At 66.8% G+C, this 19,830-nt stretch carries 21 protein-coding genes; 13 read left to right on the plus strand and 8 right to left on the minus strand.

The genetic code is table 11. From position 1 onward, the window contains the following. Positions 1 to 24: 24 nt before the first annotated feature. Entirely contained in the window at positions 25 to 1,590 is a 1,566-nt protein-coding gene (locus JOF55_RS02640; protein ID WP_310269001.1) for a GMC family oxidoreductase, read from the plus strand. Positions 1,591 to 1,674: 84 nt separating this feature from the next. On the opposite strand, the gene JOF55_RS02645 is transcribed toward JOF55_RS02640, so the two are convergent. After that, positions 1,675 to 3,057, minus strand: a complete 1,383-nt coding sequence (locus JOF55_RS02645; protein ID WP_310269004.1) for a wax ester/triacylglycerol synthase family O-acyltransferase — start codon at positions 3,055 to 3,057, stop codon at positions 1,675 to 1,677. Positions 3,058 to 3,377: 320 nt separating this feature from the next. On the opposite strand from JOF55_RS02645, the gene JOF55_RS02650 reads away from it, so the two are divergent. The 10 genes from JOF55_RS02650 (at position 3,378) to JOF55_RS02695 (ending at position 13,690) form a co-directional block, all read left to right on the plus strand. After that, positions 3,378 to 3,797: a transposase gene (locus JOF55_RS02650; RefSeq protein WP_310269007.1), complete on the plus strand. Its 420-nt coding sequence runs from the start codon at positions 3,378 to 3,380 to the stop codon at positions 3,795 to 3,797. Then, positions 3,787 to 5,820 (plus strand): choline BCCT transporter BetT, encoded by a 2,034-nt coding sequence (gene betT / locus JOF55_RS02655; protein ID WP_310269009.1) that lies wholly within the window; start codon positions 3,787 to 3,789, stop codon positions 5,818 to 5,820. The genes JOF55_RS02650 and betT overlap by 11 nt, the downstream gene beginning before the upstream one ends. 163 nt (positions 5,821 to 5,983) lie before the next feature. After that, a complete protein-coding gene (locus tag JOF55_RS02660; protein WP_310269012.1) occupies positions 5,984 to 6,655 on the plus strand; it encodes an HAD family hydrolase in 672 nt (223 codons plus the stop codon). Next, on the plus strand, positions 6,652 to 7,692 hold the full coding sequence (locus tag JOF55_RS02665) for a phosphotransferase family protein (protein ID WP_310269016.1): 1,041 nt from the start codon (positions 6,652 to 6,654) through the stop codon (positions 7,690 to 7,692). The genes JOF55_RS02660 and JOF55_RS02665 overlap by 4 nt, the downstream gene beginning before the upstream one ends. Beyond that, entirely contained in the window at positions 7,693 to 8,901 is a 1,209-nt protein-coding gene (locus JOF55_RS02670; RefSeq protein WP_310269018.1) for an acyl-CoA dehydrogenase family protein, read from the plus strand. Positions 8,902 to 8,978: 77 nt separating this feature from the next. Then, positions 8,979 to 9,740: a 3-oxoacyl-ACP reductase FabG gene (fabG, locus tag JOF55_RS02675; RefSeq protein WP_310269020.1), complete on the plus strand. Its 762-nt coding sequence runs from the start codon at positions 8,979 to 8,981 to the stop codon at positions 9,738 to 9,740. A 13-nt stretch (positions 9,741 to 9,753) separates the two neighbouring features. Then, on the plus strand, positions 9,754 to 10,932 hold the full coding sequence (locus tag JOF55_RS02680; RefSeq protein ID WP_374727367.1) for an acyl-CoA dehydrogenase family protein: 1,179 nt from the start codon (positions 9,754 to 9,756) through the stop codon (positions 10,930 to 10,932). Next, the gene (locus JOF55_RS02685; protein ID WP_310269024.1) at positions 10,929 to 12,047 is read left to right on the plus strand and encodes an acyl-CoA dehydrogenase family protein; all 1,119 of its coding nucleotides are present in this window, start codon (positions 10,929 to 10,931) and stop codon (positions 12,045 to 12,047) included. Before JOF55_RS02680 ends, JOF55_RS02685 begins: the two co-directional genes overlap by 4 nt. Positions 12,048 to 12,086: 39 nt before the next feature. Then, a complete protein-coding gene (locus JOF55_RS02690) occupies positions 12,087 to 12,539 on the plus strand; it encodes a MaoC family dehydratase (protein ID WP_310269027.1) in 453 nt (150 codons plus the stop codon). 323 nt (positions 12,540 to 12,862) lie between these two features. Beyond that, complete coding sequence (locus JOF55_RS02695; protein WP_310269029.1) at positions 12,863 to 13,690, plus strand: MOSC domain-containing protein; 828 nt, start codon at positions 12,863 to 12,865, stop codon at positions 13,688 to 13,690. Between the two features lie 103 nt (positions 13,691 to 13,793). Here JOF55_RS02695 and JOF55_RS02700 read toward each other — a convergent pair whose 3' ends face one another. From JOF55_RS02700 to JOF55_RS02725, 7 genes are all read right to left on the minus strand, one after another. Next, positions 13,794 to 14,384, minus strand: a complete 591-nt coding sequence (locus JOF55_RS02700) for a class I SAM-dependent methyltransferase (RefSeq protein WP_310269032.1) — start codon at positions 14,382 to 14,384, stop codon at positions 13,794 to 13,796. Next, entirely contained in the window at positions 14,332 to 14,619 is a 288-nt protein-coding gene (locus tag JOF55_RS24335) for a type II toxin-antitoxin system RelE family toxin (protein ID WP_374727207.1), read from the minus strand. Before JOF55_RS24335 ends, JOF55_RS02700 begins: the two co-directional genes overlap by 53 nt. Next, positions 14,616 to 14,888 carry a type II toxin-antitoxin system Phd/YefM family antitoxin gene (locus tag JOF55_RS02705; protein ID WP_310269035.1) on the minus strand — a complete coding sequence of 91 codons (273 nt, stop codon included), beginning with the start codon at positions 14,886 to 14,888 and terminating at the stop codon, positions 14,616 to 14,618. The genes JOF55_RS24335 and JOF55_RS02705 overlap by 4 nt, the downstream gene beginning before the upstream one ends. Positions 14,889 to 14,935: 47 nt before the next feature. Then, positions 14,936 to 15,922, minus strand: coding sequence for an NADPH:quinone oxidoreductase family protein (locus JOF55_RS02710; RefSeq protein WP_310269038.1), 987 nt, complete (start codon positions 15,920 to 15,922; stop codon positions 14,936 to 14,938). Between the two features lie 74 nt (positions 15,923 to 15,996). Continuing rightward, positions 15,997 to 16,620, minus strand: coding sequence for a TetR/AcrR family transcriptional regulator (locus tag JOF55_RS02715; protein ID WP_310269040.1), 624 nt, complete (start codon positions 16,618 to 16,620; stop codon positions 15,997 to 15,999). A 70-nt stretch (positions 16,621 to 16,690) separates the two neighbouring features. Continuing rightward, positions 16,691 to 17,479 carry an SDR family oxidoreductase gene (locus tag JOF55_RS02720; protein ID WP_310269044.1) on the minus strand — a complete coding sequence of 263 codons (789 nt, stop codon included), beginning with the start codon at positions 17,477 to 17,479 and terminating at the stop codon, positions 16,691 to 16,693. A gap of 1 nt (position 17,480) precedes the next feature. Beyond that, positions 17,481 to 18,236 (minus strand): SDR family oxidoreductase, encoded by a 756-nt coding sequence (locus JOF55_RS02725; protein ID WP_310269047.1) that lies wholly within the window; start codon positions 18,234 to 18,236, stop codon positions 17,481 to 17,483. Positions 18,237 to 18,453: 217 nt separating this feature from the next. On the opposite strand from JOF55_RS02725, the gene JOF55_RS02730 reads away from it, so the two are divergent. Both JOF55_RS02730 and JOF55_RS02735 read left to right on the plus strand, forming a co-directional pair. Next, positions 18,454 to 19,038 (plus strand): DNA-binding protein, encoded by a 585-nt coding sequence (locus tag JOF55_RS02730; protein ID WP_310269050.1) that lies wholly within the window; start codon positions 18,454 to 18,456, stop codon positions 19,036 to 19,038. A gap of 45 nt (positions 19,039 to 19,083) precedes the next feature. Continuing rightward, positions 19,084 to 19,740 carry an RES family NAD+ phosphorylase gene (locus JOF55_RS02735; RefSeq protein ID WP_374727208.1) on the plus strand — a complete coding sequence of 219 codons (657 nt, stop codon included), beginning with the start codon at positions 19,084 to 19,086 and terminating at the stop codon, positions 19,738 to 19,740. The last annotated feature ends 90 nt before the right edge of the window (positions 19,741 to 19,830 follow it).

Consider the following 19,830-nt stretch of genomic DNA (forward strand, 5'->3'; position numbering starts at 1 on the left):
TTTCCGCGATCAGGAGAGACCACCATGACCGACGAGCTCGACTCCGCCCACTTCGACTATGTCGTGGTGGGCGGGGGTAGTGCAGGAGCCGCCCTGGCGGCACGGCTGTCCGAAGACCCCGGCACCACCGTCTGCCTGCTGGAAGCGGGACCGTCCGACAAGGACAAGGACGCGGTGCTGGAACTGAACCGCTGGATGAGTCTGCTGGAATCCGGATACGACTGGGACTACCTCGTGGAGCCGCAGAAGTACGGCAACTCCTACCTGCGGCACGCTCGAGCCCGGGTCCTCGGTGGCTGTTCGTCCCACAACTCCTGCATCGCGTTCTGGGCTCCGGCCGAGGACCTCGACGAGTGGGAGTCGATGGGTCTGCCGGGGTGGGGCTCCCGCGATATTTTCCCGCTGTACCAGCGGCTGGAGACCAACGACGGCCCCGGCGAGCACCACGGCCGTAGTGGCCCGGTCACCCTGCGCAGTGTTCCGCCGAAGGATCCTTCCGGTGTCGCGCTGCTGCAGGCCTGCGAGCAGGCGGGCATCCCGATCACCGAGTTCAACTCGGGCAGAACCGTCACCCACGGTGCGAACTGGTTCCAGATCAACGCACGTGCGGACGGCACCCGTTCCTCGTCGTCGGTGTCCTATCTGCACCCCGTCATGGGCAAGCGGCCGAACCTGGAGGTGCGCACCGACGCGCGTGCCAAGAAGGTACTCTTCGACGGCAAGCGGGCGACCGGTGTGGAGTACCTGGATCCCGACGGACTGCACAGCAAACGGATCGGTGCCCGCCGCGAGGTCGTGCTCAGTACCGGCGCCATCGACACTCCGAAACTGCTGATGCTGTCCGGTATCGGTCCGGCCGAGCACCTCCGCGAGGTCGGTGTCGACGTGCGTGTGGACTCTCCCGGCGTCGGTTCGAACCTGCAGGACCATCCCGAAGGGGTCATCGGATGGGACGCCGCCAAGCCGATGGTCCAGGAGTCCACGCAGTGGTGGGAGATCGGCATTTTCACCACCACCGAGAAGGGGCTCGACCGTCCCGACCTGATGTTCCACTACGGTTCGGTGCCGTTCGACATGAACACGGCGCGCCACGGATTCCCCACGACGGAGAACGGGTTCTGCCTGACTCCGAACGTCACCCGCAGCCGGTCGGTCGGCACGGTGCGGTTGCGCACCCGTGACTATCGGGACAAGCCTGCCGTCGACCCCCGTTACTTCACCGACCCGCACGACATCCGGGTCATGACCTACGGCATCAAGCTCGCCCGCGAGATCGTGGACCAGGACGCCATGCGGGACTGGAAGGGCGCCGAGCTGCACCCCGGTCCGGATGTGCGCAGCGACGACGAAATCGCCGATTACCTGCGCAAAACCCACAACACGGTGTATCACCCTGCGGCGTCGGTACCGATGGGAGCCGACGACGACACCGACGCACCACTGGATGCGCGCCTACGTGTGAAGGGTGTCGAGGGCCTGCGGGTGGCCGATGCCTCCGCGATGCCTTTCCTGGTGGCCGTGAATCCGAACATCACCACGATGGCCATCGGCGAAAAGTGCTCCGACATGCTCCTCGAGGACGCCCGCTGACGCGCGATCCGTCCCCGGCGACGAGGTCCCTTCCCCGTAGTGGGAGGGACCTCGTCGCTTCCGTGCGGTCGATGCGGTTCGAGCTCAGGCCTCCGAGCCGTCGAGCTCGGCCAGAGCATGCGGTAGTGCTTCGTTGAACTTCTCGATGTCGGGCAGCGCCGCCCTGTTGGCCTGCAGTCCGACATGGACGCGATCGCGGTACTGGGACGCAGCGATGGACAGGGCGTGTCCTGCGGCCAGCGGCACGAGCGGGTACAGCTCGCGAAGCCCGGCGCCGTCCAGCGACACCGACATGTCGGGCAATGGCACGTTGGTGATGACGGTGTCGAACAGCAGCGGGGCACCGCGGACCGCGGTCCGGGTGGCCAGCCGGTGCAGCGCCGGGGGCACCCGATCGGCCAGCACCGGGAGAGCACCGGGCCCGCGAAGCGGTCCCGCACTCTTGTTGTCCCGCATCGAGGACCGCAATGTCTCCAGTCGCAGGCGCGGATCGGGCTCGTTCACCGGTAGATCGCACAGGTAGCCGGAAAGCCGATTGTTCCCCGCGGGCTGCCGATCGCGGCAGCGGTGGCTGACCGGGACGAGAGCGCGCAACCGTAGCGTGTCGACGGGGTATCCGCGCGTGGTGAGCCACCGACGCAGCGCTCCGGTCACGATGGCCAGCACGATGTCGTTCGTCGTGCCGCCGTGGCGCTTGCGCACCCGGCGGATGTCGCCCATCTCCAGTGCGAACAGTTCGATCCGTTTGCTCGCCGAACGCGGTGCCAGCAAGGGCGAGGCCGACAGCGGCACGTGGACGTTGCGGAGCACGGACCAACCGATGTTCAGTGCCTCACCGGCCTGCTGCACGGTTCGGCGGAGTTCGTCGGCGGCGGTGAGGGTGTTGCGCACCAGCCGGTCGGGCCGGGAGATCGATGTCAGCATCGAGCGGGCGAACCCCAACACACCCCGGTCGGTGCCCGTCGGATCGTACTCGTGTGTGTCGGCCACAGGTCCGAAACCATCGAGCAGGCCGAGACCGATCTCGACCGCTCCGGCTCCGTCGGCGAGGGCGTGGTGCAGTTTCACCAGGATGGCGAATCGCCCGCCGTGCAGGCCGGTGAGCACGTGCAGCTCCCACAGCGGGCGGGTCAGATCAAGGGGTTCGGCCACCAGCTCGGAAACCAGGGTGGCCAGCTCGTCCGGGCCGCCGGGCCAGGGAACGCCGTGATTGTGAATGTGTTCCTCGGCTCGGAAGTCGGGATCCTCCTCCCATTGTGCGGCCCCGGCGGGAAGCCAGGAGTCACCGACATGCCTGCGCATGCGCGGCATGCGACCGATGCGTTCGGCCAGCAGGCTCTTCAACCGCCCGGGGTCGGCCTCCTCTCGGGGATCGAAGACCGCGACAGCGCCGATGTGCATCGGTGCGTCGTGCTGTTCGAGGCACAGAAATGCCGTATCCAGTGCGCCGATCTCGCGCGTTGCCATCGCCCTTCCTCACCACAGGCACTCGCCGACAGTGGCGTTTTCGGAAACTTTTCCGCACATGCCGACGGACGAACTTCTCACCGCAGCGCGACTCGCCCGGACACCACAGCTCGGCAAGGTCCGGTCGGAAACACCCCGTATTCCCATGCCCCGCTACTTCACGGCCATGTTTCCCGGTTCGGGATGGTCGCCGCCGGACGAAATGCCCAAGACTCACCGGAAGGGGGACTCCTACCCGGCAAACTTGCCTCTCGACACCCGAATGCGGTAACAGAGGTGGCTTCGCACACACGCGCCGGCGGATCCGCTGAGACGATCGAGTGGCAGAAGATGATCTCCGCTCGGTCGGGGTGCAGCGGCAGCACTCCAGCACCGCCGACCACATCGAGAACTGCCAGGCCGCGGCGTTTGCCACCTACGCCGGCTCGGCCGAGCACGCCCTGATCGATCGGGAGCTGTATCTGCCCGAGCAGGCCTGGTGCGCCGATCCTGCGCGGTGCGAATCGGCCGGGATACCGTACGCACATGAGTTCGCCACCAAACCCGAACTGGCCCGGCAGATGATCACCCGTCCTCAGCAGGCCGGGCTGCCGCTTTCCCGGGTGACCGCCGACGAGCTCTACGGGCAAAGCCCCACCTGCGCGACTGGCCAACGACCCGGGACATCGGCTTCGGCCCACCAGGACTGCCCGCGGCCTCGCCGGCACATGTCCGCAACGGAGCATTCCCATGAGCGATGACACACCGACCGGCCGGACAGCCGAGTCGGCGCAACAGACGAGACTGAACCGGATCGTCTTCTACGGTTCGGCCGTCGTCATCCTGGCGATCGCCCTGTGGGCGGTCGTGTCACCGACAGCGGCCGCTGAGGTCATCGGCGCAGTGGTGAGCTGGATCTCCACGTGGTTCGGGTGGTTCTACATCCTGCTCGCCACGATCATCCTGGTGTTCGTGGTCTTCCTCGGTTCCTCCCGCTACGGGCGGACGAAGCTGGGGCCGCAGCATTCGCAGCCGGAGTTCAGCACGCTGACGTGGGCATCGATGCTGTTCGCCGCCGGCATCGGTACCGATGTCATGTTCTTCGCCGTCTCCGAGCCGGTCACGCAGTATCTTTCCCCACCGCGTGGCCCGGGGGAGACGATGGAGGCCGCCCGGCAGGCAACCGTGTGGATGCTGTTTCACTACGGCATCACCGGATGGGGGATGTATGCGCTGATGGGCATAGCGCTGGCCTTCTTCGCCTACCGGCGAGGACTGCCGCTGGCCATCCGCTCCGCCCTGTACCCCCTCTTCGGCAAACGCATCTACGGGGGGCTCGGGCACGGGGTGGATCTCGCTGCCGTGCTGGGCACCATCTTCGGCATCGCGGCCTCGCTGGGAATCGGGGTGGTCCTGCTCAGCTACGGGCTCGAATTCCTGTTCGGCATTCCCTCGGGGACAGCGTCCCAGATCGGCCTGGTGGCCGTTGCGGTGATCATGGCGACGCTGTCGGCGGTCAGCGGCGTCGACAAGGGCATCAAGCGGCTGTCCCAGCTCAACGTGCTGCTCGCGCTCGGGCTGGCCGGGTTCATCCTGGTCACCGGCAAGACCGTGTTCCTGCTCAACGCGCTGGTGCTCAACGTCGGAGTCTACGTGCGCTCCTTTCCGGGCATGACGCTGGAAACCTTCGCCTTCGACCGGCCCGTCGACTGGCTGAACGCGTGGACGCTGTTCTTCTGGGCCTGGTGGATCGCGTGGGCCTCGTTCGTCGGCCTGTTCCTGGCCCGGATCTCGCGCGGCCGGACCATTCGTCAATTCGTCACCGGGACGCTGATCATCCCCTTCCTGTACATCCTGATGTGGGGGTCGATCTTCGGCAACACCGCGCTGGACATCGTCCGCACCGGCGGAGGGAACTTCGGGCAAGTCGCTGTGAACCAGCCCGCACAGGGGTTCTACTCGCTGCTGGCGCAGTTTCCCGCCACCCCCGTCATCGCCGGGCTCGCCACGTTCGTCGGGCTGCTTTTCTACGTGACCTCGGCCGACTCGGGCGCACTGGTGATGGGCAACCTCACGTCCCACCTGCCGACGCCGGAGCACGACGCGCGCAGCGGCGTGCGGATCTTCTGGGCGATGGCCACCGGCTTGCTCACCATGGCGATGCTCCTCGTCGGCGGGGTGCCCGCACTGCAGAGCGCCACCATCATCATGGGGCTGCCGTTCGCCTTCGTCATGGTCCTCGTGATGGTCGGCCTGTACAGGGCACTGCGGGTGGAGGGAACCCGCGCCGACAGCCAGCGACAGAGCCTGCCCGCAGTGCTGTCCGGACGCAGCACGGCTGCGGAGGAGGGTGCCGCCGAGGGGACCTGGCGGACCCGCCTCACCCGCGCCCTGACCTTCCCCGACCGGGTCCGCACGGACGAGTTCCTCACCCGAGTGGCAGAACCCGCCCTCGACACGGTGGCGCGGGAGATGCACGCCCAAGGAGTACAGGCACACGCGCGTCGGGAAATCGATCACGCGGGAGTCGCCTACCTCGAACTGGTGGCCGACCTCGGGGAGGAACATCCGTTCCGGTACCGGATCCGGCCCCACGAGGTCACCATGCCGACCTACGGCCCTCGTGGCAGCGAGGTCTACTACCGGCTCGAGGTACACCTGCAGGAGGGAGGACAGGGATACGACGTGATGGGTTACACGCACGGCCAGCTGATCGACGACGTCCTCGATCAGTACGAGGCTCACCTGGAGTTCCTGCGGCTCAACGAGACCACCGCAGGCTAGGGACCCGAACCACCCGGTGGTGTCCCGGTGAAGCTCCCTGCCGTTCCGTCGATGCGGAAGACCTTCACCGCGCGGGCGGGCGCTGTTCCGCCCGAGCGGCATCCCACCGGTTGGCATTGGAGGGTCTGGCGAACATACCGTCCAGTCGGTATGGTCTGTGGACATGGCCCCAACCGGCGCCCGCATCAATGCGGTGATCTTCGACTACGGCGGTGTCCTCACCACACCGGGACGCACCGCCATCGCAGCCTGGACCCAGGCGGAACGCATCAAGCCGGATACGTTCTCGGCCACGCTCAAGGACTGGCTGTCCCGGCGCGCCGCCCCCGGCAACCCACTTCACCGACTGGAGACCGGCGAGATGCCGGTCGAGGAATTCAACCGGATACTCGCCGATCGGCTGCGTACCGAGGACGGCCGCCCGGTCGAGCCGGAAGGACTGCTCGCCCGCCTGTTCTCCTTCATGCGCAGTGACCCGATGATGCTGCGGCTGGTGGAGGAGCTGCAAGGACTCGGCGTCCCGACCGGCCTGCTCTCCAACAGTTGGGGCAACAACTACCCGTGGCAGGAACTCGACGGACTGTTCGATGAGGTGGTGGTCTCCGGTGACGTCGGCAGGCGCAAACCGGATCCGGAGATCTACCGACTCGCTCTGGAACGCCTCGCCCTGCCCGCCGAGCAAGCGGTGTTCGTCGACGACGGCGTTCCGAACATCGAGGCTGCCCGGCTGCTGGGTATGCACACGGTGCTGCACGAGAATGCCGAGCAGACCCGCCGGGATCTGGCCGACCTGGTCCCCGAGCTCGAGGCCGAACGTTCCCAGGAGACCGCATGACCGATCACACCCACTCCGACGACCTGCCCGGCCTTGATTTGGCGAGGTTGCGCAACCACCTCGACGCGCAGCTCCCCGGCCTCGTGCAGGGGCCGCTGACCGGCGAACTCGTCCAGGGTGGCCGCTCGAACCTGACCTACATCGTCGGCGACGGCATCCACCGCTGGGTTCTCCGGCGCCCTCCACTCGGTCACGTGCTGGCGACCGCGCACGACATGAGCCGGGAGTACCGCGTCATGACGGCCCTGGAGGGCACCGAGGTCCCGGTACCCGGCACCTATCTGCTGTGCGACGACGAGGACGTGATCGGAGCGCCGTTCTATGTCATGGAATACGTCTCCGGCACCGTCTTCCGAGATCCACAGCAGACCGAATCGCTGAGCATCGAGCGCCGCAAGGATCTGTCCTTGCGGCTCATGGACGTGCTGGCCGATCTGCATGCGCTCGCCCCGGCGGAGGTCGGCCTCGACGACTTCGGCCGTCCCGACGGTTTTCTCGAACGCCAGGTCCGTCGCTGGGGAAAGCAACTGGAGGCCTCCCGCAGCCGGGAGATCACCGGCATCGACGAACTTCGGGATCAGCTGGCCGCCCGCCTTCCCGCCACCCGGCGCGCGACCATCGTGCACGGTGACTACCGGTTGGACAATGTCCTCGTCGGAGACGACGACCGCATCCGAGCCGTGCTCGACTGGGAAATGGCCACGCTCGGTGATCCGTTGACCGATCTCGGTCTGCTCGTCGTGTACTGGGAAGGTTTCAGCGGGATCGAGCAGAACCCGATCACCAAGGGCATCGGTCCCGAGTACGGCTTCCCGCCCGCCCGCGAACTGCTGGAGCGCTACACGCAGCGCAGCGGTGCCGACCTGTCCGAGCTGGGCTGGTACACCGCATTCGGCTTCTTCAAAATCGCGGTGATCCTGGAGGGCATCCACTACCGCTTCACCCACAACCAGACCGTCGGTGAGGGCTTCGACCACGTCGGCGCACTCGTCGCTCCGCTGGTCGAACAGGGACTCGCCACCCTCAAGGAGGCATGAATGGAATTCGCCTTTGACGACACCACCGAGCGGCTTCGTGAACAACTCACGGAGTTCATGGACACTCACGTGTACCCGGCCGAAGCAGTGCTCGCCGAGCAAGTAGCCGACGCCGATGACATCTGGGCCACCCCGCCGATCGTCGAGGAACTCAAGGACAAGGCACGCAGCCGAGGGCTGTGGAACCTGTTTCTGCCCGGGGAACACGGTGCGGGACTGACGAATCTCCAATACGCACCGCTGGCCGAGATCACCGGCCGGAGTCCGCACCTGGCACCGGAAGCGCTGAACTGCTCGGCCCCGGACACCGGCAACATGGAAACCCTGGCGCTGTTCGGTGACCAGCAGCAGCGCAGCCGGTGGCTGACTCCCCTGCTCAACGGTGAGATCCGCTCGGCCTTTTGCATGACCGAGCCCGAGGTCGCCTCCTCCGACGCGACCAACATCGCCACCCGCATCGAACGCGACGGTGACGACTACGTCATCAACGGCCGCAAGTGGTGGTCGTCCGGTGCCATGAATCCGAACTGCACGATCTTCATCGTCATGGGCAAGACCGAGCCGGACGCCGAGCAGCATCGGCAGCAGAGCATGATCCTGGTGCCCAGGGACACTCCAGGGGTCGAGATCAAGCGGGGTATGCACGTTTTCGGCTACACCGATGGCGATCACGGCGGCCACGCCGAGATCGAGTTCCACAACGTGCGTGTGCCCGCCTCGAACATCCTCTCCGGGGAAGGTGAGGGATTCTCGATCGCCCAGGCTCGGCTCGGACCGGGCCGCATCCACCACTGCATGCGCGCCATCGGCATGGCCGAACGTGCGCTGGAGCTGATGTGCCGCCGCGTCTCGCAGCGAGAAGCCTTCGGCGGCGCACTCGCCGACCAGGGAATGGTGCGGCACTGGATCTCCGAAGCCCGCGTCCGGATCGAAACGACTCGCCTGCTGGTCCTCAAGACCGCATGGTTGATGGATACCGTCGGCAACAAGGGCGCCCACACCGAAATCCAGGCGATCAAGGTCGCGGTACCGGAGATGGCCACCTGGGTCATCGACCGTGCCATCCAGGCGCACGGCGGCGCGGGAGTCAGCCAGGACTTCCCCCTGGCCCAGCTCTACGCCAACGCCCGCACCCTGCACATCGTCGATGGCCCGGACGAAGTACACCGTCGCTCGCTGGCCCGGCGCGAACTCAAAAAGTACCGCTGATCACCGAAAGCTCCGTGCACTGTCCCGGGTTGCCGGGACACCGATCCCGAACACCAACGATCACCAGGGAGTAGTCCATGACCGCATCCCCTCAACGCGCCGCCATCGTCACCGGTTCCGCACGCGGCATCGGTGCCGCCACCGCCCGGCGTCTGGCCTCGGACGGTTTCGCCATCGGCGTCGTCGATCTCGACGAGCAGCAGTGCGCCGAAACCGTCTCCGCGATCAAGGCGGAGGGAGGCACGGCTCTGGCGGTGGGCGCCGACGTCAGCGACTCCGACCAGGCGCAGGCCGCCGTCGCCCGCGTGGCCGACGAAGTCGGTGCACCGCAGGTCCTGGTCAACAACGCCGGAGTCATCCGGGACAACATGCTGTTCAAGATGAGCGAGCAGGACTGGGACAGCGTCATGGAGGTGCACCTGCGCGGGGCCTTCCTCATGAGCCGCGCGGCGCAGAAGTACATGACCGAGGCCGGCTGGGGGCGCATCGTCAACCTCTCCAGCACCTCCGCGCTCGGCAATCGCGGACAGGCGAACTACTCCACGGCCAAGGCAGGGCTCCAGGGATTCACCAAGACCCTGGCCATCGAACTCGGCAAGTTCGGCGTCACCGTCAACGCGATCGCGCCCGGCTTCATCGCCACGGACATGACCGCCGCAACCGCCGAGCGGGTGGGCATGTCCTTCGAGGACTTCGAGAAGGCCGCGATCGAGAGTATCCCGGTCGGGCGCGCCGGCCGCCCCGAGGACATCGCCAACACCGTGTCGTTCTTCGCCGGTGAGCAGGCCGGATTCGTCTCCGGCCAGGTCATCTACGTCGCAGGCGGACCGAAGGCGTAAGGAGACAACCGTGATCGCCACCGACGAACTGCGCGACCGCGTACGCGAGTTCCTGTCCCGCTACGATCCCACCCGACACGACCGTTCGGAGTTCCTCCGCGCGCGTTTCGATGCAGGACTGGCCTGGGTGCACTATCCCCCGGAATTCGGTGGACTCGATGCGCCCCGTGCCCTGCAACCCGTGGTCGACGAGGAATTCGCGGCGGCCGGAGCACCGGACAACGATCCGCGCAGCAACGGCATCGGCCTCGGCATGGCGGCCCCGACGATCCTGCACCACGGATCCGACGAGCAGCGCCGTCGTTTCCTGCGACCGCTGTGGACCGGCGAGGAAATATGGTGTCAGCTGTTCAGTGAGCCGGGTGCGGGATCCGACCTGGCGGCCCTGTCCACCCGGGCCGTCCGCGACGGCGAGGACTGGGTCGTCGACGGCCAGAAGGTGTGGACGTCGATGGCGCACGCCGCGCAGTGGGCCATTCTCATCGCACGAACGGACCCCGAGGCACCCAAGCATCAGGGGCTGACGTATTTCCTCTGCGATATGACCGCACCGGGTGTGGAGGTACGTCCGCTGCGCCAGATCACCGGCGAGGCCGAGTTCAACGAGGTGTTCCTGTCCGGCGTGCGTATCCCCGACACTCAGCGCCTCGGCTCGGTGGGCCAGGGTTGGCGTGTCGCGATGGATACGCTGATGAACGAGCGCGTGGCCATCGGCGGCGGCAACACCACCCGCGAGGACGGGATGATCGGTGTCGTGGCCGATACCTGGCGGCAGCGGCCCGAACTGCGCACACCGGGCCTGCACGACCGACTGCTGCGGCTGTGGGTCGAGGCCGAGGCCACCCGCCTGACCGGTGAGCGCCTCCGGCAGCAACTCGCGGTGGGTGCTCCCGGCCCGGAGGGGTCCGCGGCCAAGCTCGCCTTCGCACGGCTGAATCAGGCGATCTCCGGATTCGAGATGGAGATGCTCGCCGAGCAGGGACTGGAATACGACGACTGGACTCTGCGCCGTCCCGAGGTCACGGACATGACCGCACGTGGCCCCGGTTACCGGTACCTGCGCGCGAAGGGGAACTCCATCGAGGGCGGAACCTCGGAGATCCTGCGCAACATCATCGCCGAGCGAGTACTCGGCCTGCCCGCCGAGTCCCGCGCGGACAAGGACGTTCCCTGGAAGGAGCTGCCCCGTTGAGTACGCCGGATCTGCTCTACGGAGAGGCGGAGGAGGACCTGCGCAAGAACGTGCGCAGGTTGCTGCAGCAACGCTGCGACTGGACCGCGGTTCTCGCTCGCTGCGAGAGCGACCAGCCCTACGACCTCGACCTGTGGTCCACACTGTCCGGTGAACTGGGCGTCGCCGGACTGACCGTGCCCGAGGAACTCGGCGGTGCGGAGGCGAGCACACGCGAGCTCGCCGTGCTCGCCGAGGAGCTCGGCCGCAGCGTCGCCCCGGTCCCGTTCCTGGGCAGTGCGGTATTGGCCACCACGGCTCTGCTCGGCTGCTCGTCGGCCGACGCGCGCGAGACGGTGGTGGCGCTGGCCGAGGGGTCCCGTATCGGCACCGTGGCCGTGCCGTTGACGACGACTCCGGGCAGCGCTTTTCCGATGTCGGTGAACGCACGGGATGGCGCACTCACCGGAACCGTGCACACGGTCGTGGATCTTCCGGTTGCCGATATCGCGGTGGTCCCCGCCATCGACGAAGAGGGGCAGGCGCTGTACCTGCTCGACCTCGCCTCTCCGGGAGTGACGCGAACCTCGGCGACTCCGCTCGATCTCACCCGGCGGTTCGCCACGCTCGATCTCGATGGTGCCACGGGCCTGCGCATCGCCGCCTCGGACAGCGCCGAGGCGGCTCTGCAGCATGCTCTGGTCACCGCTACGGGCATTCTCGCCTCCGAGCAGACGGGACTCGCGCAGCTCTGCCTCGATTCCACTGTGGAATACGTGCTGACCCGATACCAGTTCGGCAGGCAGATCGGCTCGTTCCAGGCCGTCAAGCACCGCCTGGCCGATCTCTGGGCAGGCGTCAGCACCGCTCGCGCGGCTGCGCGCGGGGCCGCCGACGCGCTGGCCACCCTCGACGGTGATGTGGGTCTTTCCGCTGCGCTGGCCCAGGCGTACTGCGGCGATCTGGTCGTGTCGGCTGCCGAGGAGTTCCTGCAGTTGCACGGCGGAATCGGCATGACCTGGGAACATCCCGCGCACCTGTACCTGGGGCGCGCGAAGAGCAGCCAGCTCACATTCGGCACGGCCGAACGGCATCGAGCCAGGATCGCCGAACTCGGCCACATCCCGGCACCATAAGAGTCCGATCATCCATCGCGAAAAGCAAAGGAGTCGCACATGCGCGTGTTCACCGGTCAGGAGGAGATCCTCGCCGCCAAGGGCGAGAACCTCGGCAGCAGCCAATGGCACACCATCACCCAGGATCAGGTCGACCGGTTCGCCGAGTCCACACTGGACCACCAGTGGATCCACGTCGACCCGGAACGGGCCGCCCAGGGGCCGTTCGGTGGCACGATCGCACACGGGTTCCTCACCCTGAGCATGGTCAGCGCGCTCAACGCCGAGATCTACCGGTTCGAGGGCATCAAGATGGGGATCAACTACGGCGTGAACAAGGTCCGGTTCCCCAGTCCGGTTCGCGTCGGTGCCCGTGTATGCGCGCACACCGAACTCGCCGATGTCACCGAGACCGGTAACGGGCTCCAGTTGACGGTCAACACCACCGTGGACATCGAGGGCAGCGACAAGCCCGCCTGTGTCGCGGAAGTGCTCACCCGCCTGATGTTCTGACGGCGGGTCCGGGAGTGTGAGCGTATCGGCCGGCGGGGACCGGCACCGGCCGCTCACCTCCCGGGTACAGAAGCGCAATTTCTCGCGAAATTGCGCTTCTCCTCCCTCGCGCCGCCACCACCGGAGAAGCTACTCTTGCGCCACTCGACGAGGTGGAGGAGTTCATCGCTACTCACCGGGTGTCCCCTTCTGTTGCGGTTCGCGTGTACTGCTGAGCAGCAGACATCGAGTAGTTGCGGAAAACCCGTAGCCGGAACAATCCGGCCGTGGCGCATTCGAGAACTCTCCGGATTCCGGGCCACATCGGCAGGTAGCGTCGATGCGTGGCCGGAATCGTCGAACTGAACCACTACCCCGTCAAGGGATGCGCAGGCACCTCGGTGACGGAGGCACTCGTGACACCCGCAGGTCTGGCGCACGACCGCAGCTTCATGGTCGTCGGCGAGGACGGAGTGTCCCGCACGCAACGGCGGCATCCACGGCTGGCGCTCGTCCGTCCCGAGATCGGCGCGGACGGCGAGCGGCTCACCCTGCGCGCTCCCGAGATCGAAGCGGTGAGCGTGGCCGTGGACACGACCACCGCCCGGTGCGACGTGAACCTGCTCGGCGCGCCCTACCGGGGCATCGACCAGGGCGATGCGGTGGCCGGGTGGCTGTCGGAAGTGCTCGGCACACCGAGCAGGCTCGTGCGGGTCCCACCGGAGCACGACCGTGTCGCCGACGGCTGGATTCCGGGCACCTCCGGCTATGCCGACAGCAGCCCGGTGCTTCTCACCACGATGTCCTCTCTGGACGCTCTGAACGAGCGCATCGCCGCACGAGGCGGTGACCCGGTGCCCATGGATCGCTTCCGCCCCAACATCGTCGTCGACGGCTGGGACGAGCCGTACGGCGAGGACCGGGTACGCCGCCTGCGCGCCGGCGAAGCGGAACTGGGCTACAGCAAGCTCGCGATCCGCTGCACCGTCACGCTGGTCGACCAGGAATCCGGTAGGCAGGCGGGCCCGGAACCCCTTCACTCACTCGCCGACCACCGGCGAGCGAAGCAGGGCGGCGTCGCCTTCGGGGTCAAGTTCGCCGTGACACGGGCCGGCAGGCTGTCCGTGGGCGACGAGCTCACCGTCACCTGCCGGGGCGAGTCCGAGCTGTAGCACCCGCAGCCAAGTCTTGTTCTTCCCACAGTGAGACGCCGTTGACCGGGTCCCGGACGATGCGGAACTCGCCACTGCCACACGTGCCCGACGCGACGGGGTATCACGGTCGGTCGAGGCTGCCTGCTCCCCAGAAGAACGGACCGGACGTCGGGGTCCCCGTGACGTCCCAGCCGAGGCGCGCGAGCCGCTGCTCGAGGTCAGCGGGCCGGAGAGGGACTTTCACCACCCGATAGTGGGTACCGTTGTTCAGTGTCCGGCGGATGACCGAGGACGACTCGCCCTCGGTCAGTTCCTCGGAGGCCCGGTGGTTGTCATCGGCGAAGAACACCCGTCCTGCTGGTTTGAGGCAGTCGGCCACCAGCGACCAGAAAGACTCGAACCGCTCGGGTGGGACGTGCGAGAGCCAGAACCCGAAAAAGACCACGTCGTAGCGACGGTCGGGCTTCCAGCCGAACACGTCGGCCTGCACGAAGCGCACCCGCTCGTCATCGAACCGGGTGGAGGCGATGGCGAGCATCTCCGGGGAGGCGTCCACGGCGGTAACGTGCTGGGCGTGGGCCAGCAGCTGGCCCGTCCACGTACCGGGCCCGCAGGCGAGTTCGAGCACGTCGCCGGTACCAGTCCATCCCCCGACCAGCTCACCGATACACGTCGGCCCGATGATCGATACGCACCACGAAGATCGTGCCACTGCTCTCCTCGACGCGGAAAACGACGCGGTAGGAACCTCGCCGGGCAGAATGTCGGCCCGCGAACTCCCGCCCCAGAGGTTTACCGACTCGGTAAGGATTCGTCGCCAACGGCCCCGAGATGAACTCGATGCAGGCACTCACGATCTTTTCCGGAAGACGAAACAGCGTACGTCGCGCAGTCGCGGTGAGTTCGACCCGATGAGGTTGTTCCTCTGCCGAATCACGCTCTGTCACGAGGACAGACCGAACTCGTCTCGAATCTCGTCGATTCCGACGGTTCTGCCTGCTTCGATGTCCGCAGCGGACTCCTGGACTTCCGCCAACGCTCCGGGCGTGGCCAGAAGGTCCATCGTCTCCTCCAGCGACTCGAGGTCTTCAGGAGACATCACGACCGCAACAGCACGACCATGCCGCGTGATCGTCACCCGCTCATGCGTCCGCTCGACGTCTCCCAGCAGATCGGAGAAGTGATCACGCGCATCGCCTACTGGCAGCACACTCATACAGACAGTTTACGCCATACTTTGCGCCAGAAGCAGTCATCCTCGGATCACCCGCGGGCATAGGCCACCCGGCCGACGGTGTGGCCATCGCCGACCCGCTGGACTCCTTCGGCAAGACGGTCCAGCGGAAGTGTCTCGCTGACCAGCGGGCGCACCGCGCCCTTCTCCGCAAGACTCGCCAGTTCGGCGTGTGCCTGCCGCACGGATTCCGGGTCACGCTCGCTGTACAGACCCCAGTGCAGTCCGACGATCGAGTAGTTCTTGATCAGTGCATGGTTGAGACCGGGCGTGGGGATCGTGCCGCCGGCGAACCCGATGATCAGAATCCGGCCCTCGAAGGCGATGCACTTGGTGGAACGCGTATAGGTTTCGCCGCCGACCGGGTCGTAGACGACGTCCGCGCCGTTGCCGCCCGTAGCCTCCTTGACCACGCCGACGAAGTCCTCGCTGTGGCGATCGACGACGACATCGGCGCCGAGCTGCCGCGCGACCTCGGCCTTCTTCTCCCCGCCGACAACGCCGATCACCCGGGCACCGGCTGCCTTTCCGAGCTGGATGGCGGCACTGCCCACGCCTCCTGCGGCGGCGTGCACGAGCAGTGTCTCCCCCGGCTGCAAAGCCGCACGCCGGTGCAGACCGAACCATCCGGTCTGGTAGCCGATGAACAGCGACGCGGCTTGAGCATGGGAGAGCGCTTCGGGAGCGGGAAAGGCCCGGTTCGCGTCCATCACGGCGAGTTCCGCGAAACCACCGTGCGGGAGTACCGCTCCCCCGATCACCCGTTCACCCGGCGAAAGACCGGTGACACCGGCACCGAGTTCGACCACTTCACCGCACAGCTCGACGCCGGGAGTGAACGGCAGGTCCGGCTTCTGCTGATACTCGCCCCGGCACAGCAGCACATCGGGAAAGTTGATCGGGCTCGCCAGCACCCGGACCACGATCTGGCCGGGTCCGGGGCGCGGATCCGGCCGCTCGTCCAGCCGCAGCACCTCTTTCGGTTGCCCGAGCTCGTGAAGCTGCCATCCCTGCATAAGCCACCTCCTGTGTACCGACTGGTCGGTATGCTAGCGCGCGCACTCCTCGCTGTACACCATCCGCAGCAACCTCACGGGCGCAGCGAGTCCAGCAGCAGGTCGGCAAAATGCTCGCCGACCTGCTCGCCGGTCAACTCACCGCCGGGGTGAAACCAGCTACCCAGGTGGTGCACGGCACCGAAGAAGAAGTCGACCACGAGTTCGGCCGACTTGTCGGAACGGAAAACCCCCTGGTGCTGCCCTTCCTCGATCAGCCGGCGGACCCGCTGGTGGTAGCGACGACGTTCGGACCGGACCTCGGCCTGCTTGTCCGGGTGCAACAGGTGCATCGAGCGAAAGAAGATCACCGTGTCATCCAGATTGGCCGCGGTCGTCACGACGACATCGGCAGCCACCGCATGCAACCGTTGCCGCACCGAATCGGTACTGTCGGCGACCTTTTCCATCCGAGCCGTCTGCACGCGCAGCACGCGCGCGTAGATCTCGTACAGCAGGTCGTCCTTGGAGCCGAAGTAATGATACATCGCCCCCTTGGTGACTCCGGCCGCATCCACGATCTGCTGAACCGATGTCGTCTCGAAACCCCGATCGGCGAACAGCCGGGTGGCCACCGTCAACAACCGCTGCGGTACCGGTTCGACATCCGCGTCGACCGTGTGAGCTGCCTCGGCACCGCGATCACCGGTCCGCGTCATCGTCGCCTCCTGCTTGTTGTCTCCGATGCACCACCCTTTCCAGGGTACCGACCAGTCGGTTCGTTGCATCTCAGTGGCCGGAAGCATGTCCGTGCTCGAGGCCGCGTTGCAGCTTGCGCATCCCCGCCTGCCACCGATCGGGGTCGTCGGCCCGCTGAGCGTAACGCTGGGCCACCTCCGGATGCGGAAGAATCAGGAACTGCCGACCATCCAGGGAGTCGAGGACCGCATCGGCAACCTGGTCGGGCTCGATCGCCTCGGCGGCAAGCAGACGCTTGCCCGCCTCCCCGCTACCGCTGAGCATATCCGTGCGCACACCCTGCGGGCACAGGGCCTGCACCGTGATGCCTCGATCAGCGTAGGTCACCGACAACCACTCCGCGAAGCCGAGCGCGGCGTGTTTGGTCACCGAGTAGGGGGCAGCACCGAGCATCGTGAGCAGGCCCGCCGCCGACACGGTCGCGAGGAAGTGACCACGGCCCCGCTCCAACCAGTGCGGCAGTACCGCCCGCGCGGCGCGCACGTGGGCCATGACATTGAGTTCCCACGAGTGCTGCCACAGCTCATCGGATACCTCCGGCCCACCCGAGGTCGCCACACCCGCGTTCGCGCAGAACATGTCGATCCGGCCGTACTGCTCGATGGCCGCATCGACCAACGTGCGCACCCCGTCATCATCGGCCGCGTCGCCGGGCACCGACAGGCCCCCGACCTCGGTGGCGACACGACGCGCCGCGTCCGCATCGACGTCGTTGACCACCACGGTGGCACCCTGCCCGGCGAACTTGCGGCTCAGGGCCGCACCGATGCCGTGGCCGGCACCGGTGACCACCACGATCGACTCGGCAGGGGACTCCATCTCACACACCTCCGGTCAGGGTGACGCCACCGTCGAGCGTGAGGATCTGCCCGGTAACCCAGGAGGCCTCCTCGGAGAGCAGATACGCCGCCGCACCGCTGACGTCGGACGGAATTCCCAGACGCTGCATCGGGTACTGTGCGGCAACTTCCTCCTCGTTGTTCTCGTACAGCGCGGTGGCGAATTGCGTTTTCACCACGGCCGGAGCGACGGCATTGACCCGCACGGTGGGGCCGAGTTCGACCGCCAACTCCTGGGTCATGTGCGTCAGCATGGCCTTGGTCGCGCCGTAGTAGCCGATGCCGGGCGCGGGTTTGAGCCCGGCCACCGAGCACACGTTGAGCACCGAACCACCGTGCTCGGCCATCCAGGCGCGGTGTACCTGCTGGGTCCAGGCCAGCGCACCGAGCACGTTGACCTCGAAGGTCTTGCGGGCGACACCGTGATCGAGCTCGATCAACGGCCCATATGCCGGATTGATCCCGGTGTTGTTGACCAGCATGTCGACTCGACCGAAGGAGTCGAGCGTACGCGCGATCGTCGCCTCCTGGTGCTCGGTGTCGTCGGCCTTGCCCGACACCGCGAGCGCGTGCTCGGCACCCCCCAGAGCTTCCACCGCCTCATCGAGTGCCTCGGGCTTGCGCGCCGTGAGACACACCTTGGCTCCCTCGGCCACCAGCCGCTCGGCAATCGAGAACCCGATTCCTCGACTGGCGCCGGTCACGATCGCCACCCGGCCGTCGAAACGCTTGCTCATTCGCTTCCCTTCCGTCCTTGACGGGATACGCCACGGGACCTGCGCCGCAGGGCCTCGTCCATCACCGATACCGGCCACACGAGAATTCCGACAAGACCGACCAGTCGGTACGTCCAGTCAAAAGGTCACCCCCACATCCCGTCAAGACCCGATCGACACGAAGACCAGGCGCGCACGATAGCGCACACAATGAACCGGACCGCGTTATTCTGAACCCATGACTGTCGCGCTGGAGACCGTGCTCGCCAGAGCCGGATTGAAAATCACGGCTCACGAGTTTCTCTCCCTCGTCGAGGACGCCGCCAACCGGCTGACTCCGGTCCAGCCGGACCCCGCCGCACGTTTCGATGAATCCAGCCGTGGAGCACTGACCGACGTCGGCTTGGACCTCACGCCCCACGACGAGAGCGAAGGGGACCCGCGAGCACGAACCGTTGCCGAGCAAGCCGTGCTCCGGGATACAGCGCTGTCCGTTGCCGAGGCCGCAAGCCGTGTGGGCGTGGACACCAGCCGCATCCGGCATCGAGTCGCCTCGCACCACCTCATCGGCTGGAAGGATCGCGGCGGATGGCGTCTGCCCGCGTGGCAGTTCACCGAGCACGACGTCCTTCCCGGCCTGGAAACGATCCTGGCCGCCATGCCCGATGACCAGCCCGCCCTGGTGCTGGCGAACTTCATGACCACACCACAGGAGGACCTCGAGATCAGCGGTCGGCCGGTGACTCCGAGGGAGTGGCTGATGGCCGGTGGCAGTGCCCAGCGCGTCGCCGAGTTCGCCTCCACCATCGGCACTCCCGCGTAGCACTCCCGGCATCGAACTCTCGGCGACCCACGGACCAGGACACACATGGCTCGGCTTCCCCAGCCGCCCGCCCCAGCGGTACTACAGGCGATGCTCCGACGTACAGAGGACGTCATCGCGCTGCCTGTGGGCACCCGGCTCTCTCGCGTGTTCACCTCGGGAGGCAACCATCCCCAGCAGTGGGACACCTTCCGCTACGCGGGCCCGCTGCCCCACGCTCGGTTCGACCCACACCTACCCAGCACCCAGGGTGGTCCCACGGTCACCCGCGAACACGGCGTGCTGTACTTCTCACTGTCGGTGCGCACGTGCATCGCCGAAGTATACCAAGCTACGTCCACTGTGGACAGAAAAACTCGCGCTCCCCAGCTGGTGGTGTTCCGGTCGAGGCGGACGTTGCGACTGCTCGATCTCTCCGGTCTCTGGCCCACCCGGGCGGGTGCGTCGCAAGCGATCAACAACGGCCCCAAGGAACGCACCCAGGCATGGGCGCGCTGTATCCGGGCTGCCTACCCCGAACTCGACGGACTGTGGTATTGCTCGTCGATGGATGCGGGCCATCCGTCGCTGTGCCTGTGGGACCCACCCGGTGGCGACGCGCTGCCCGAATCGCCGGATGTCCTGCTGTCCTTGGACGACCCCGGCCTCGACGTGCCGTTGGGGCGCATCTGCACGGAACTCAGCTACACCCTGCTGGATTAGCAGTATGTCCGATTGTCCCGGCCGATGAGGCGCAGTTTTGCCGGAAACCTCCCGCAGGCGCGAAAGGCCGGGTTCGCACAGGCAGAGCGG

Origin of the sequence: Haloactinomyces albus (assembly GCF_031458135.1) — a bacterium.
Lineage (GTDB): Bacteria > Actinomycetota > Actinomycetes > Mycobacteriales > Pseudonocardiaceae > Haloactinomyces > Haloactinomyces albus.

Excerpts from the sequence above, each read along its gene's own strand:
- JOF55_RS02640 (WP_310269001.1), top strand. The coding sequence starts at position 25 with ATGACCGACGAGCTCGACTCCGCCCACTTCGACTATGTCGTGGTGGGC.
- JOF55_RS02645 (WP_310269004.1), bottom strand. The coding sequence starts at position 3,057 with ATGGCAACGCGCGAGATCGGCGCACTGGATACGGCATTTCTGTGCCTC.
- betT (WP_310269009.1), top strand. The coding sequence starts at position 3,787 with ATGAGCGATGACACACCGACCGGCCGGACAGCCGAGTCGGCGCAACAG.
- JOF55_RS02660 (WP_310269012.1), top strand. The coding sequence starts at position 5,984 with ATGGCCCCAACCGGCGCCCGCATCAATGCGGTGATCTTCGACTACGGC.
- JOF55_RS02665 (WP_310269016.1), top strand. The coding sequence starts at position 6,652 with ATGACCGATCACACCCACTCCGACGACCTGCCCGGCCTTGATTTGGCG.
- JOF55_RS02670 (WP_310269018.1), top strand. The coding sequence starts at position 7,693 with ATGGAATTCGCCTTTGACGACACCACCGAGCGGCTTCGTGAACAACTC.
- fabG (WP_310269020.1), top strand. The coding sequence starts at position 8,979 with ATGACCGCATCCCCTCAACGCGCCGCCATCGTCACCGGTTCCGCACGC.
- JOF55_RS02690 (WP_310269027.1), top strand. The coding sequence starts at position 12,087 with ATGCGCGTGTTCACCGGTCAGGAGGAGATCCTCGCCGCCAAGGGCGAG.
- JOF55_RS02705 (WP_310269035.1), bottom strand. The coding sequence starts at position 14,888 with ATGAGTGTGCTGCCAGTAGGCGATGCGCGTGATCACTTCTCCGATCTG.
- JOF55_RS02710 (WP_310269038.1), bottom strand. The coding sequence starts at position 15,922 with ATGCAGGGATGGCAGCTTCACGAGCTCGGGCAACCGAAAGAGGTGCTG.
- JOF55_RS02715 (WP_310269040.1), bottom strand. The coding sequence starts at position 16,620 with ATGACGCGGACCGGTGATCGCGGTGCCGAGGCAGCTCACACGGTCGAC.
- JOF55_RS02720 (WP_310269044.1), bottom strand. The coding sequence starts at position 17,479 with ATGGAGTCCCCTGCCGAGTCGATCGTGGTGGTCACCGGTGCCGGCCAC.
- JOF55_RS02725 (WP_310269047.1), bottom strand. The coding sequence starts at position 18,236 with ATGAGCAAGCGTTTCGACGGCCGGGTGGCGATCGTGACCGGCGCCAGT.
- JOF55_RS02730 (WP_310269050.1), top strand. The coding sequence starts at position 18,454 with ATGACTGTCGCGCTGGAGACCGTGCTCGCCAGAGCCGGATTGAAAATC.
- JOF55_RS02735 (WP_374727208.1), top strand. The coding sequence starts at position 19,084 with ATGGCTCGGCTTCCCCAGCCGCCCGCCCCAGCGGTACTACAGGCGATG.